General features: G+C 65.4%; 14 protein-coding genes, 1 tRNA gene and 1 pseudogene. 10 read left to right on the forward strand and 6 right to left on the reverse strand.

Going from position 1 to position 12,931, the window contains the following annotated elements; genetic code table 11:
• Nucleotides 1-64: 64 nt before the first annotated feature.
• Nucleotides 65-346 (reverse strand): DUF427 domain-containing protein, encoded by a 282-nt coding sequence (locus QE452_RS03910; protein ID WP_309730497.1) that lies wholly within the window; start codon nt 344-346, stop codon nt 65-67.
• Between the two features lie 130 nt (nt 347-476).
• Between QE452_RS03910 and QE452_RS03915 the strand changes: the two genes are divergently transcribed.
• On the forward strand, nt 477-659 hold the full coding sequence (locus QE452_RS03915; protein WP_309660530.1) for a hypothetical protein: 183 nt from the start codon (nt 477-479) through the stop codon (nt 657-659).
• A 5-nt stretch (nt 660-664) separates the two neighbouring features.
• Nucleotides 665-1,315, forward strand: a complete 651-nt coding sequence (locus tag QE452_RS03920; protein ID WP_309660531.1) for a UPF0149 family protein — start codon at nt 665-667, stop codon at nt 1,313-1,315.
• Nucleotides 1,316-1,434: 119 nt separating this feature from the next.
• Here QE452_RS03920 and QE452_RS03925 read toward each other — a convergent pair whose 3' ends face one another.
• Complete coding sequence (locus QE452_RS03925) at nt 1,435-1,818, reverse strand: VOC family protein (protein ID WP_309660532.1); 384 nt, start codon at nt 1,816-1,818, stop codon at nt 1,435-1,437.
• Nucleotides 1,819-1,946: 128 nt separating this feature from the next.
• On the opposite strand from QE452_RS03925, the pseudogene QE452_RS03930 reads away from it, so the two are divergent.
• Nucleotides 1,947-3,154, forward strand: a pseudogene (locus QE452_RS03930) (IS701 family transposase).
• 154 nt (nt 3,155-3,308) lie between these two features.
• On the opposite strand, the gene QE452_RS03935 reads toward QE452_RS03930, so the two are convergent.
• Nucleotides 3,309-4,091, reverse strand: a complete 783-nt coding sequence (locus QE452_RS03935; RefSeq protein WP_309660546.1) for a glutathione S-transferase N-terminal domain-containing protein — start codon at nt 4,089-4,091, stop codon at nt 3,309-3,311.
• Here QE452_RS03935 and QE452_RS03940 point away from each other — a divergent pair.
• Nucleotides 4,081-4,701: a TetR/AcrR family transcriptional regulator gene (locus tag QE452_RS03940; protein WP_309660547.1), complete on the forward strand. Its 621-nt coding sequence runs from the start codon at nt 4,081-4,083 to the stop codon at nt 4,699-4,701. The two genes, QE452_RS03935 and QE452_RS03940, sit on opposite strands and share 11 nt — an antisense overlap.
• A gap of 278 nt (nt 4,702-4,979) precedes the next feature.
• On the opposite strand, the gene QE452_RS03945 is transcribed toward QE452_RS03940, so the two are convergent.
• Nucleotides 4,980-6,086 (reverse strand): tyrosine-type recombinase/integrase, encoded by a 1,107-nt coding sequence (locus QE452_RS03945; RefSeq protein ID WP_309660550.1) that lies wholly within the window; start codon nt 6,084-6,086, stop codon nt 4,980-4,982.
• Nucleotides 6,070-6,204 carry a hypothetical protein gene (locus tag QE452_RS03950; RefSeq protein WP_309729640.1) on the reverse strand — a complete coding sequence of 45 codons (135 nt, stop codon included), beginning with the start codon at nt 6,202-6,204 and terminating at the stop codon, nt 6,070-6,072. Before QE452_RS03950 ends, QE452_RS03945 begins: the two co-directional genes overlap by 17 nt.
• Here QE452_RS03950 and QE452_RS03955 point away from each other — a divergent pair.
• On the forward strand, nt 6,194-6,490 hold the full coding sequence (locus QE452_RS03955; RefSeq protein WP_309659932.1) for an FtsX-like permease family protein: 297 nt from the start codon (nt 6,194-6,196) through the stop codon (nt 6,488-6,490). The two genes, QE452_RS03950 and QE452_RS03955, sit on opposite strands and share 11 nt — an antisense overlap.
• A 129-nt stretch (nt 6,491-6,619) precedes the next feature.
• The gene (locus QE452_RS03960; RefSeq protein ID WP_309659931.1) at nt 6,620-7,129 is read left to right on the forward strand and encodes a hypothetical protein; all 510 of its coding nucleotides are present in this window, start codon (nt 6,620-6,622) and stop codon (nt 7,127-7,129) included.
• Between the two features lie 409 nt (nt 7,130-7,538).
• Here the strand turns inward: QE452_RS03960 and QE452_RS03965 are convergent.
• Nucleotides 7,539-7,612, reverse strand: a tRNA-Cys gene (locus QE452_RS03965).
• 208 nt (nt 7,613-7,820) lie between these two features.
• Here QE452_RS03965 and QE452_RS03970 point away from each other — a divergent pair.
• The 4 genes from QE452_RS03970 to QE452_RS03985 all read left to right on the forward strand — a co-directional run bounded on the left by QE452_RS03970 (nt 7,821) and on the right by QE452_RS03985 (nt 12,896).
• Nucleotides 7,821-8,498 (forward strand): protein-L-isoaspartate O-methyltransferase, encoded by a 678-nt coding sequence (locus tag QE452_RS03970; protein WP_309659930.1) that lies wholly within the window; start codon nt 7,821-7,823, stop codon nt 8,496-8,498.
• 4 nt (nt 8,499-8,502) lie between these two features.
• Nucleotides 8,503-10,029: a TolC family outer membrane protein gene (locus QE452_RS03975; RefSeq protein WP_309659929.1), complete on the forward strand. Its 1,527-nt coding sequence runs from the start codon at nt 8,503-8,505 to the stop codon at nt 10,027-10,029.
• A 26-nt stretch (nt 10,030-10,055) separates the two neighbouring features.
• Nucleotides 10,056-10,613, forward strand: coding sequence for a DUF2497 domain-containing protein (locus tag QE452_RS03980; protein ID WP_309659928.1), 558 nt, complete (start codon nt 10,056-10,058; stop codon nt 10,611-10,613).
• A gap of 249 nt (nt 10,614-10,862) precedes the next feature.
• A complete protein-coding gene (locus QE452_RS03985; RefSeq protein WP_309659927.1) occupies nt 10,863-12,896 on the forward strand; it encodes a S9 family peptidase in 2,034 nt (677 codons plus the stop codon).
• Nucleotides 12,897-12,931: the final 35 nt, after the last annotated feature.

Raw genomic sequence — 12,931 nt, forward strand, 5'->3', positions numbered from 1 at the left:
ACCCAGTGCATCGGGCCAACTTCCGGTTCGTGACGCCGCGCGCAGCCGTTGCGGCGCAGCCAAGTCAGGCGACCGTGACTCCCTTCCAAAAGGCGATGCGTCCGCGAATGTTTCCCGCTTCGGGCTTGGGATCGGGGTAATACCAGGCGGCGTCGGGATTGTCGGCGCCCGCGACGTACAGGCTGTAATAATGCGCCGTTCCCTTCCAGGGGCAGATTGAAGTTGTGCCGCTCGGCCGCAAGAGCGCGGTGTCTACGCTCTGCTCGGGGAAATAGTGGTTGCCCTCGACGATGACCGTATCATCGCTATCGGCGATCCGTACGCCGTTCCATTTTGCTTCCACCATCATGCGTCTCCTGACGCCGATAGACGTCGGTATTCGATCCATGTCCGTCAAGAACATGCCTGGGGACATTCACAGGGGCGGTGTCAAAGCCGGCTGATCCTGTTACCGGACCGTTATGCTGAAAACCCGCATGAAGCGCATCGCCACCAAGACGGAACTCGACCTTCAGCGCCTCGCGGCCATCGAGGCGGCGGTGGTCGCGTTGCGCGATGAGGATCTGCTCGACTTCGCCGACATCTTCGCCGTGGGCGATCAGACGCCGCTGCGTGTCATGGCGGAGGATCAAATGCGTCGGCGCGGCCTTCGCCTGTGAGGAAAATGCCGTCCCGCTTCCGGCGTCTCGATGGGGCACTGGCGGACCTTCCGGTCGAAGAGCCGATGCTGCTCACCGAGCTTGACGGTTTCCTGACCGGCCTTATCGTCTGTCCCGAGCCGATCCCGATCGACGAGTGGATGACGGTCATATGGGGCGTCGAGGTCGATGGCGTTCCGCCCTTCGACGATCCCCTCGACGTGCAATGGTTCGTCAAAGCGGTTGAGGCGCGCCGCGACGAGATCGCGCGCGACCTGTCCCGCGGCAAGTTGCAGCCGATCCTCGATGTCGACGAGCGGGATGGCGAGGTTCTGTGGGAATATTGGATCGACGGCTTTTCTGACGCGGTCGCATTGCGGCCGGATGCGTGGGACGCGGCGGCGGCCGATGCCGGATGGGCCAATCCATGGCACCACCTGCTGGCGCTGATCGCGATCGCGCGTGATGAAAGCGAGCTCGACAGCGTCGAGGTCAACGCCTTCCAGGACCGTGCGGTGGCCGAGCTGACGGATACGGTCCAGCGCCTCTACGCGGCGCGTGCGCGGGTCGGCGAGGCGAAGCCGATCGCCGTGGATGCGGTCGCGGCGGCAAAGACCGGCCGCAACGATCCATGTCCTTGCAGATCGGGTAAGAAGCATAAGCATTGCTGCGCCTGACCTGACCCATCGACCCGGCAGGCGTTCTCTTCTGATCCTCGCCGCACCAGATCGACCAAGCGCTGCCCGTCCATGATAGGGACGGGCAACACGGGAGCGCCACGATACGAGCCGTTCGATTATTTCGGAAAATGAATCCCGCACAGCTTGTTGCCGTCGGGGTCGCGAAAATAGGCGAATTCGATCGTACCCATGGACGCGGTATGACGCGGGCCGGGCGGGGCTTCGATCGACGTGCCGCCATTGGCCACAGCCGTATCGTGAAGTTGCTTCACCTGCTCGGGCGAGTCGCATGAGAAGGCCACGGTGCTGCCGTTCGCGACGGTCGCCGGTTCGTCGTTGATCGGCTGGCTGACGATGAAGTTGGTCCCCTTGCCATCATTGTAGATGAGCCGGGTGTGGCCGCTGTCGGCTATATTCCGCGCCGGTTCGCCGACGCCGAGCGTGCCCAGCACCTCGTCGTAAAAGCGCTTCGATCGTTCAATGTCGTTCGATCCGACCATCGTGTGAAACAGCGCGTCATTCTCTCCTGTTCAGGGCATTTCTCAAACGGACACAAACCCCGTCCGGGGCACGCGGTTGCTAGCATTACAGTTGCGCTCTTGATGATGTTCTGAATCAATGGGTCACCATGACAAGGAGGTCGTGGTGACGGGAGCATCGATCGAGGCGACGCTGGAGCTTTGGGCATCGTCGCTGCGCGAGGTGAAGGCGCGGATGCGGCCATTGTTCAGCCAGGCGCGTGTTGCGGCATCGGCGAACAGTTTTCTGGATGGCTTGCTGGGCGACGAGCGCCGCAAGACCGGGTGGATGCGCGCCGAGGCGGCGGGCGATGCCGGGCCATGGCGGCAGCAGGCAATCCTGGGGCGCGGGCGGTGGGATGCGGATGCGCTGCGCGACATCGTGCGCGATTATGCCGTCGAACATCTTGGCACCGATGATGCGGTGCTGGTCATCGACGAAACCGGATTCCTGAAGCAGGGCAAGGCGTCGTGCGGCGTGGGGCGCCAGTACACTGGGTCGGCCGGCAAGGTGACCAACTGCCAGATCGGCGTGTTCGCCGCTTATGTCTCGGCCAAGGGCCATGCTTTCGTCGACCGTGCGCTCTATCTGCCGAAGAGCTGGACCGCTGACCCGGTGCGCCTGGCGGCCGCGCATGTGCCGGAGGGCACGGCTTTCGCGACCAAGCCGGCGCTGGCGGTGAAGATGATCGAACGGGCGATTGCGGCCAGCATGCCGTTCGCCTGGGTCGCGGCGGATGCGGTCTACGGCGTCGGCGACATCGAGCAGGTGCTGCGCCGTGCCGGCAAGGGCTATGTGCTGGGCGTGAAGGGCGACCATCGCTTCGGCTCGTGGGGCCACAAGCCGGTCGTCGCGGGCACCGCCGCGCAGATCGCAGATGACCTCGATCCGACTGCATGGCAACGTCTGTCGGCGGGCCAAGGCACCAAGGGCGAGCGCGTCCATGACTGGACCTACTTCGAACTCGCCGACCTCGCAGCCGACGAGTACGTCGATGGTGCAATCGGGACATGGACCAGGGGCCTGTTGATACGGCGCCACATTGCCAGTGATGACCTTGCCTTCTTCACCACTTGGTGCCCGGCCGGCACGACCATCGAAACCCTCGTCGGCGTGGAAGGGCATCGCTGGGCCATCGAGGACAGTTTCGAGACCGCCAAGAACGAACTGGGCCTCGACCATAACGAGACCCGCTCCTGGCATGGCTGGCACCGGCACGTCTCGCTCGTCATGCTCGCCTTCGCGATGCTGGCGGCCATCCGTACCCGCGCCAATGCCGCGCCCCCAAAAAGACCTTGGACGAAACCACGGAACTGATCCGCTGGTCCGTCCAGGAAATCCGCCGTATCGTCATCCGGCTGGCCCAGCGGCGCATCGAGCCTCGTCGCGTTATCGCTTGGTCATGCTGGCGACGCGCCCACCAAGCCGCCGCTCAACGGTCACATGTCCGATCAAGAACGCAACTGTAATGCTAGGCGCGGGTATCCAGTTCTGGCACGCCACTGCTGCGATCGGCATAGGCGGCGAGGAACGTTGGGCGGCGCTGCCACCGCTGCCAGAACGCATCGATATGTTCATAGCGCTCGTCGAGCGGCATCGCGTTCACCTCGAACTTGGAAAAGGCGATAGCAGTCGCCAGCGTGATGTCCCCAAAGGTCGGCTCCGCACCGCCGAGCAGCCAGTCGCGGCCATCGGCCAGATGCCGGTCGACTAGCGCGGTATGCGCCAGCGCTTCCTTGCGGCAATGCTCGCCCCATGCCGGGTTCGAGGTCAGTTCGAGCTTGGGTCCGAGTCCCTGGTGCAGGACGTGGAACGCGGTGGTGATGCGGTAGAGGATGTGCACCCAGATGCGATTGTCCCACATGGCGTCGAGCCCTTGCTCCTCGGCCGTCTCGCCCATGATCCGGCGCCCCGGAAATGCCTGGTCGAGATAACGCACGACGGCGGCAGTTTCCGAGATGAAGCTGCCATCGGCCAATTCAAGCGTCGGGGTTTCACCCCATGGGTTCATCTTCAGGTGCTTCCACTGCCGCTGCTCGCCCATCGGCGACATATTATAGACCTGCTCGTCGAAACGGTCGGCAATGCCTTTCTCGTGCAGGAAGATGCGCAGGCGCTGGGGATTGGGGAACGCCGAGGGAGAGGTGAACAGGCGGAGCTTCGTGGTCGGCGGCGGCGGGGATTGCGACATCATAGTTTTACCTACCAAGTGATCGGTAGGCCGGCAAATGCGCGCTTGCGTGATGGGCGTCAAGGTCTATCTACCACTTGGTCGGGTTGGCGAGACGGGTGGAGCAGTGGCGGTTTCAACATCCAGGGAAGCGGTGCTGGCCGCCGCACGGCGGACTGCGATGGCGCGTGGCTATAACGGCCTCAACTTCCGGGACATCGCGGCTGAAGTCGGGATCAAGGCGCCCAGCATCCATCATCATTTCGCAACCAAGGCCGATCTCGGCGCGGCGGTGGCGCGGCGCTATTGGGAAGACACGGTCGAGCAGCTCGACGCCATTGCGGACGAAGCGCCCGACCCGCTGGCCGCGCTACGCCGCTATCCCGAGATTTTCCGGGCCTCGCTGTCGAACGACAACCGCATCTGCTTGTCCAGCTTCATGGCCGCCGAATATGACGATCTTCCCCATCCGGTGAAGGCCGAGGTGCAATGCTTCGCCGACGTCAACGTCGCGTGGCTCGGCAAGCTGCTCGTTGATGCCAAGGTCGTCGAAGCGGGTGAAAGCGAAGCGAGGGCAAAGGCGATCTATGCGGCGGTTGCCGGCGCACAACTCTTCGCAAGGGGCCGATCGGACATCGCGCTCTTCGATAAGATGATCGCCAGCTACCGCGCGGTGGGGCTGTTGCCGGCATAGGCGCCGGGACGAACCGCTAAACTTAAAACCGCGCTTCGGTCCGCGTGCCTCGCTGTTTCGGCCAGGAAGGACCAGCCATCGACGGACAAGCGTTCCTGCATGCACCACTGCGCCGACACGTCTCTTGCTAGCGTCCAATACCGTCCAAATCGCAATTGAAAACTGTGCCAATGCATAGTAGCAATGGTGTGTGCAGGCGGTACCTGCGCGCTAGTGGAATCAAGTACTTAGCGAGCAGCTTTGCTGGGATGGGAATCCTGCCGCCCCAGCCATTGATTTCATTGGCTTTTTACCCCTTTTGCCGGGGTAGTGGAATTGGCTTTCCGCACTTTTTTCCGCAATTTTGCGTCGTGTGCTTCGAGTTTGGCGACCGCGGAGTCACTCAGTGCGGCCGTCATCGCCTGGTAGACATCGAGCATTCGGGCGACCGTCGAGACGGTCCAGCCGAGCATCGCGGCAATCTCGCTGGGCGTCGCTCCGGCCTGGGCCAGGACGGTGCAGGCTGTCCCCCGCAGATCATGGAAATGCAGGCCATTGCGTCCGGCCGCGACGACGGCCTCGCGCCAGCGGTGATCGAAATTGACGCTCCCCCATGGCTTGCCATTACGCGACAGGATCGTCGCCGCCGGACGCGGTTCGGCATCGAGGAGCGCCTTCAGGGCGCGGGTGATCGGCATGTCGATCTGCCGCTTGCGCTTGCCCTGCCGACGCCGGATGCGCGCGCCGTCATAGTCCGCCCAGGTCAGCGCCAGCAGGTCGCTCTTGCGCTGCCCGGTCGCCAGCGCCAGCTCAAAGGCCAGCCGGATCTCCGGCGAGGCCACCGCGCGCATCGCTTCGATATCGGGCGGCAGCCAGAGCTTGTCCGCGCGATCGGCCTTGTAGACCTTCTTCGGCCGCGTGATGTGATTGTGCGTGAGCAGTCCGCGATCGCGCGCCCACTCCAGCAGCACGCGCAACACGGCGATCACCGCGTCCGCCTGGCGCGGTGAGGCTATCGCCATATCGTCGCGCCATTCCAGGAAGCGGACGCGAATCTTCGGATCGTCGATGACCTCCAGCGGGTAGGACCCGAATTTACCGGCGATCTTGATCAGCGCCTTGTCATAGTCGCTCTTCGTTCGGACAGACAAAGCGACATAGGCTTGGCTCTTCTGGTAGCGATCGATGACGGACAGCAACGTCCCCAGCACGCGAGCCTGGCGCGGTGCGTCGATCACCGCATGATAGGCGCGCATAAATGCCGGCTGACCGGGCGAGAATGGCGCATCTTCATCGCCGGGCAGGGGGTTGATCGCGCCGACGCCGCGAAGAAACCAGTAGGTGCGCTTGCTCCCGTCCCGTGCCTTCTTTTCACTCTTGTAAACGCCCTTAAGCCGCACGCGCATTATCGGCTTCCCACCTTTCCAGCGGCGACAAGCCGCGCCCGGTCGATTTCTCCAAGCCGGCATGGCGGTCGAGCAGCAGATCGTGCGCGCGCACGTCGTAGCGGTTGGTGCCGCGCATCCGCCGCATCTTCGTGACCGAGGGAGCCTTGCTCGGGCTCGTTGGCACGCTGGTCGGTGCGGGGCTCGCGCTACTCCTCGCCAAGGGCGTGATCAACGTCGGCGGCTTTAGCTGGACCCCGCCAGGCCGTTCCACCCCCATCCCCATCAGGGTCGACCTGTTCTCGGCCCCCTGGGTGATCGCTGCGGTAGTGTTCGGCCTAGCGCTGATCGCCGCGCTGTCCGCGGTACTACCTGCCGCGCGCGCGGCCAAACTCGAGATCACGGAGGCCCTTCGTCATGGCTGATTTGCTCACGTCCCGCCCACTGGTCCGCATCGCTGTGACACTCGCGATGGCCGCGGTCGCAGTCGCCGCCGCTCCGCCCGCCGATACCGGTGCGCAGGCGCTGCTCGCCTAGCCGTCACCATGGACTCGATGTCGGCGATCGTACCAAAGGTGCTCGCTTCCGTCGGATCGAACGTTCCGGAAGCGATGCAGCGGCTTCGGCCGGGACATCGGTGGCCATCGATCACCACTCGGAAGGCGGGACGCGACGATCCCGGCTCCGTGACCGACCGCAGGATCAAGGCAGGCGCCGTTTGTCCCTGGCGCCCTGAACCGCTGATCGCCGACGCGATTGTCTGCGACGACATCGAAGGACCGTTCGTGGAGGTGAAGGTGTACGGTGCCTCGCTCGAGGTGAAGCTTCGGGGCGAGGGCTTCGTCTTCTTCACGCACGGCGGGACGGGCTTCGTCATGCTCGAGCGCCCGCTGCCGGAGACCGTCATCAACTCCTGCGTGGGCCGCCTCCTGCTCGACGTCATTGAGCATCCACTCTTCGGCGATCGAGACTTTATTATTTCGCAGTCCGCGCAGGTTAGGGGAGGATCGTCACTTGCATTCGATGTGGGACGCACAAACCTAGAGATGCCTTGGAGATCATAAAGTAAATTTAAGACAATTACACATGTTTTCGTAGGTCTACCTGATTGAGGTAGTACCAATCCACCCAATTTCGATGTCGTCAACTAACTTATTAGTGCAATCGTCGCGTAATATGGCGCGGGGTAGCCGGACGACATCTTCGGATATGCACTTAGGCATGGCCATCCTAACAGCAATCGCGTCATTTACGGGAATGGGTGGGCGCGTACCCTACGCCCAGTGTGTTCGTTGACCGTGATCCAAAGCGCCAAAAAATTACATAATTCTCTTCGACCGTGATCGACCGATGGAGATTAGCAATTTCCTTGATTTGCCGGTTCACATGGGTGTTGGCGGACCTGTTTTGTCGATGCCACGAACTGCTCATTTCGAAAAAATGAGCAGTCCGGCGTGAAAATCGACAATGATCTGGAGGCGCGACCGGGAATCGAACCCGGGTGCAAGGATTTGCAGTCCTCTGCGTCACCACTCCGCCATCGCGCCTCGATGCGGTGGAGGCGGGGCAATGGGCATGTTTTTCGCCCGCGTCAACCGGCGATGCGCGATTTTCATGCATCAACCGCGTCGAGCGCGCCGGGCTCCCCCGAAAAGCCGCGCCCCTCTCAACGCTTGGCGACGAAAGCGGCGCGCGGTAGAAAGCGAGCGCAACAAGTGTATTGCATGGGTACGACACCTGTGCGAAGGGATGATCATGGGTAGCGAAATTGGGGTGGGCACGGGGATGACCGATACGGCGACGATGCGTCATGCGATGGTGGCAAGCCAGCTCCGCACGACGGGCGTGGACGATATCCGGGTGGTGGCGGCGATGGCCAGCGTGGCGCGCGAGGACTTCGTGCCGGCCGAGGCCCGCACGCTCGCCTATCGCGACACGCCGATCCCGCTGGGACGCGGCCGGTATCTCAACAATCCGATGGCAACCGGCCGGCTGCTGACCGAGGCGGCGATCCTGCCCCAGGACCGCGTGCTGCTGATCGGCGCGGCCACCGGCTATACGGCGGCCGTGCTGGTGGAGCTGGGCGCGACGGTGACGGCGGTCGAGAGCGACGCGGAGCTGCTCGCCACCGCGCGCGCCGCCATGCCCGACGCGGCCGGCATCACCTGGATCGAAGGGCCGATGGCCGAGGGTCATGCGGCCGGTGCGCCCTATGACGTGCTGCTGGTCGATGGTTCGGTCGAGGAACTGCCCGCCGCGCTCGTCGCGCAGCTGCGTGTCGAGGGCCGCATCGCCGCCGGCATCGTCGACAAGAACGTCACCCGCCTGACCAGCGGTCGCCGGACCGAGGGCGGCGTGGGCGTCATGCCGTTCGTCGATGCCGAATGCGTGGTGCTGCCCGGCTTCGCCAAGCCCACCGCCTTCCGGTTCTGATCCCATGCGCCCGTCCCGCGTCGCCGGCGCTGCGTTCGCCGGCCTGGCCCTGGCTGCGCCCGTGTCGGCGGAAACGCTGCGCGATGCGCTGCTCAAGGCCTATGAGACCAACCCGACGATCACGGGACAGCGCGCCAACCTGCGCGCGGTGGACGAGAATGTGCCGCTGGCGCGGGCGAACGGCCTGCCCAGCGTCTCGGCGACGGGCGGCTATACCGAGAATGTGCTGGTCCCCAATCCGTCGACCAGCAACACGCTGAGCAATCCGGCGCGGCTGGCGCAGGGCACGACGCAGCTTTCCGTGCCGATCTTCCAGGGCGGCGCGGTGCGCAACGCGGTGCGCGGGGCGGAGACGCGGGTCGAGGCGGGGCAGGCGCAGCTGCGCGGCACCGAGGCGCAATTGTTCACCAGCGTCGTCGGCGCCTATATGGACGTGATCCGCGACGAGGCGATCGTCGGGCTGAACGGCCAGAATGTCCGCGTGCTGGAGGTAAATCTGAACGCCAGCCGCGACCGCTTCCAGGTCGGCGACCTGACCCGAACCGACGTGGCGCAATCCGAGGCGCGGCTGGCGCAGGCGCGCGCGCAGCTCCAGTCGGCGGAGGCGCAGCTCATCTCCAGCCGCGAGAATTATATCCGCTTCGTGGGCGACGCGCCGACCGACCTCCAGCCGCCGCCGCCGCTGCCGAACCTGCCCAAGTCGCCCGCCGATGCGGTGGCCGAGGCGCTTCGGGAAAATCCGACCTTGCTGGCCGCCGGCAAGCAGCGCGACGCGACGCGGTTCGATATCGACGTCGCCCGGGCCAGCAGGCTGCCGCGGCTGAACGTCGTGGTCGGCGGCAACTACTTCAACTATCTGGGCGCGCTGGGTGCCGGCACCAATATCAAGCCGGGCCAGTCGGGCCAGTCCGCCAATGTCGGCCTGGCGCTGACCGTGCCGCTGTTCCAGGGCGGGCGTCCCGCCGCGCAGGTCCGCCAGGCGGAGGCGCTGCGCAGCCAGGCGATCGAGAACGTCACCGCCGCCGAGCGGCAGGTGATCGCGCAGACCCGGTCCGCCTTCGCCATCTATCGCTCCTCGCAGCAGGTGATCGCCTCGGCCGAGACCGCGGTCAGCGCCAACAAGCTGAGCCTGGAGGGCGTCCGCGCCGAAAACAGCGTCGGCACGCGCACGATCCTCGACATCCTCAACGCCGAGCAGGAACTGCTCAACAGCCAGGTGACGCTGGTGACGGCGCGGCGCGACGCCTATGTCGCCGGTTTCGCGCTGCTCGCCGCGATGGGCGATGCGGAGGCGCGCGACCTCAATCTGGAGGGGGCGTCGCTCTATGATCCGACGCTGAACTTCAAGCGGGTCCGCAATCGCTTCAACGATTTCGGCGGCGATGGCGAGCCCGGTCCGGTGGCGACCAGCACGGCGCAGACGCCGGCGCAGGACGCGACGGTCCGGCGGCCGCTGGACCCGGTGCTGGAGTCTGGCGTTGACAGAAGCCCTGCTCTGACCACAGGTGCGTCGGCACCGAGCCGCCAATGACGGTGGCCGAACAGGGAATTGCGGTGATGGGGGACATGAGCGCCGAGCCGTCGATGGAAGAGATCCTCTCCTCGATCAAGCGGATCATCGCCGAAGAGGAAAGCGGACCGACGCGGGGCCGTCGCATGGGCCGCGTCGTCCAGGCACCGGTCGAAGAAGAGGATGAGGATGAAGTGCTCGAACTCTCCGAACCGGTCGAGGCCGTCGCGCCCCAGCCGGAGCCTCAGCCCGAGCCGCAGGCGGCCGTCCAGCCGGAGCGTCGCCCCGAGCCGGTCGCCGTCGCGCCCGAGCCGGTCCGTGCGGAGTCCAAGCCGGTGAGCCAGCCCGTCACGCCGCCGCCGGCCCCCGCCGCCGTGCCCGAAGCGATCGTGTCCAGCCAGACCGTGGCCGCCAGCCGCGGCGCGCTCGACCAGCTCGCCCGCCTGATGGTGAAGCCGGAACCCGGCAGCGACGGCACGCTCGAAGGGCTGGTCCGCGAGATGCTAAAGCCGGTCCTGCGCGAATGGCTGGATGCGAACCTGCCCGGCATGGTCGAGGCGATGGTCCAGAGCGAGATCAAGCGGATCACCGGCGGCCTGCGATAAGGTCCGAAACCGGCCCTTGTGGTCGGTCGGGCAATGGACGGTGACGGGACCGCATTGCGTCCCCATCGTCCGGCATCGTCACCGCGAGCGTAGCGAACCATCCAGAGCCGGCGCGCCGGAGTCTGGGTAGTTCTCCGCGCTCGCGATAACGCATCGATTCGAGCGTCCATCATCGGGCTCGGAGATGCAGCACCATCGGTGAGTCGGGCGGTTGAAGCGCCGCCGCGCATCTGCTCTACCCTGATCTGCATGAAGACTTTCCTGTTCGCGGGCGTCGCGCTCGCTTCCGTCGCCGCGCCGGCCGCCGCGCGGCAGTTCACCATCCAGGACCTGACCACGCTGAGCCGCGTCGGTGCGCCCGCCGCGTCGAAGGACGGGCATTGGCTGGTCTGGGCGCAGCGCGAAACCGATGTCGCGGCCGACAAGGGCCGCTACGATCTGTGGCGGCTCGACCTGACGAAGCGCGGCGCGCAGCCGGAGAAGCTGGCGGCCGAGCCCGACGTCAACGAGAACGACCCGCAGATCGTCGGCGACACCGTCTATTTCACCTCCGACAAGGGTGGCGGCGACGGCGCGGTCTGGGCGATGCCGATCACCGGCGGCCCCGCCCGGCAGGTGACGCGGTTCGCGGGCGGCTTCAACGGCTTCAAGGTATCACCCGATGCCAGCAAGCTGCTGGTCTGGGCGGATCGCAAGCCCGGCGCGGCGAGCCTGGCGCCCGCCATGGAGAAGAAGGCGGAGGATGCCGGCTCCGGCCGCACCTATGACCAGCTCTTCGTGCGCCACTGGGACACATGGGCGGACGGCAATCGCTCGCAGCTCTTCGTCCTGCCGCTGACCCCGGACGGCGCGACCGGCGACGGCGTGCCGATCACTGGCAAGCTGGTCGGCGATACGCCGTCCAAGCCGTTCGGCGGCGGCGAGGAAGTGGCGTGGAGCCCCGACAGCCGCACCGTCTATTTCGCCCTGCGCGAGGCCGGGCGGATCGAGGCGACCTCGACCAATCTCGACATCTTCGCCGCGCCCGCCGACGGATCGTCTGCGCCGGTCGACCTGACCCGGGACAATCAGGCGACGGACAATCTGCCGACCGTCTCCCCCGATGGCCGCACGCTTGCCTATTTCGCGATGACGCGTCCCGGCTTCGAAGCCGACCGGCAGGTGCTGATGGTCCGCGACCTGGCGAGTGGTCGGGTGCGTGCCCTGACCCAGGACTGGGACCGTTCGGTCGGCTCGATCGCCTGGGCGCCGGACGGCAAGTCACTCTACGTCACCGCCGACGACACGCAGGAGACGCCGCTGTTCCGGGTCGATGCGACCAGCGGCAAGGTGACGCGCCTGACCGGGCAGGGCCATGTCTCGGCGGTCGCGGTGGTGCCCAAGGGGGCGGTCGTGGCGATGAACAGCCTGGTCGCGCCCGACGATTATTTCATGGTGTCGGGCAGGGGCGGCACGCCGACGCGCCTGACCAGCGTCAACGCGCAGAAGCTGGCCAGCATCGACATGCCGACCGTGTCGCGCTTCAACTTCACCGGCGCGAACGGCGATACGGTCTGGGGCTATGCCGTGAAGCCGGCCGGGATGACGACGCCCGCGCCGATCGCCTTCATGGTGCATGGCGGGCCGCAGGGGTCGAGCAACAACAGTTGGTCCTATCGCTGGAACCCGGCGGTGTTCGCCGGCGGCGGCTATGCGACGGTGGCGGTCGATTTCCATGGTTCGACCGGATACGGCCAGCGCTTCACCGACTCGATCAGCAACAATTGGGGCGGCTGGCCGCTGGAGGACCTGCAAAAGGGGCTGGCGGCGGCGACCGCCAAGTTCGACTGGCTCGACAGCAACCGCGCCTGCGCGCTGGGCGCCTCCTATGGCGGCTATATGATGAACTGGATCGAGGGGAAGTGGCCCGACCGGTTCAAGTGCATCGTCCAGCATGACGGCGTGTTCGACGCCCGCGCCATGGCCTATGAGACCGAGGAACTGTGGTTCGACGAATGGGAACATGGCGGCAAGACCTATTATGAGGACCCCGCCGCGTTCGAGAAGTGGAACCCGGTCAACTTCGTACAGAACTGGAAGACGCCGATGCTGGTCATCACCGGCGAGAAGGACTTCCGCATCCCCTATACCCAGGGGCTGGCGGCGTTCACCGCGTTGCAGCGGCGCGACATCCCGTCGCGGCTGGTCGTCTTCCCGAACGAGAACCACTGGGTGCTGAAGCCGCGCAACTCGCGCCAATGGTATGGCGAGGTATTGGGCTGGATGGATCGCTGGACCAAGTAAGGCTTTCGGTCAGCGACATATTCAGGGGCTGTCAG

The sequence above is a fragment of the Sphingomonas sp. SORGH_AS_0438 genome, from assembly GCF_031453475.1.
GTDB lineage: Bacteria > Pseudomonadota > Alphaproteobacteria > Sphingomonadales > Sphingomonadaceae > Sphingomonas.

What these genes read in the sequence shown, in the direction of transcription:
- QE452_RS03910 (WP_309730497.1), bottom strand. Translation starts at nt 346, where the DNA reads ATGGTGGAAGCAAAATGGAACGGCGTACGGATCGCCGATAGCGATGAT.
- QE452_RS03915 (WP_309660530.1), top strand. Translation starts at nt 477, where the DNA reads ATGAAGCGCATCGCCACCAAGACGGAACTCGACCTTCAGCGCCTCGCG.
- QE452_RS03920 (WP_309660531.1), top strand. Translation starts at nt 665, where the DNA reads ATGCCGTCCCGCTTCCGGCGTCTCGATGGGGCACTGGCGGACCTTCCG.
- QE452_RS03925 (WP_309660532.1), bottom strand. Translation starts at nt 1,818, where the DNA reads ATGGTCGGATCGAACGACATTGAACGATCGAAGCGCTTTTACGACGAG.
- QE452_RS03940 (WP_309660547.1), top strand. Translation starts at nt 4,081, where the DNA reads ATGGGCGTCAAGGTCTATCTACCACTTGGTCGGGTTGGCGAGACGGGT.
- QE452_RS03945 (WP_309660550.1), bottom strand. Translation starts at nt 6,086, where the DNA reads ATGCGCGTGCGGCTTAAGGGCGTTTACAAGAGTGAAAAGAAGGCACGG.
- QE452_RS03950 (WP_309729640.1), bottom strand. Translation starts at nt 6,204, where the DNA reads ATGCGCGGCACCAACCGCTACGACGTGCGCGCGCACGATCTGCTGCTC.
- QE452_RS03960 (WP_309659931.1), top strand. Translation starts at nt 6,620, where the DNA reads ATGTCGGCGATCGTACCAAAGGTGCTCGCTTCCGTCGGATCGAACGTT.
- QE452_RS03970 (WP_309659930.1), top strand. Translation starts at nt 7,821, where the DNA reads ATGGGTAGCGAAATTGGGGTGGGCACGGGGATGACCGATACGGCGACG.
- QE452_RS03975 (WP_309659929.1), top strand. Translation starts at nt 8,503, where the DNA reads ATGCGCCCGTCCCGCGTCGCCGGCGCTGCGTTCGCCGGCCTGGCCCTG.
- QE452_RS03980 (WP_309659928.1), top strand. Translation starts at nt 10,056, where the DNA reads ATGGGGGACATGAGCGCCGAGCCGTCGATGGAAGAGATCCTCTCCTCG.
- QE452_RS03985 (WP_309659927.1), top strand. Translation starts at nt 10,863, where the DNA reads ATGAAGACTTTCCTGTTCGCGGGCGTCGCGCTCGCTTCCGTCGCCGCG.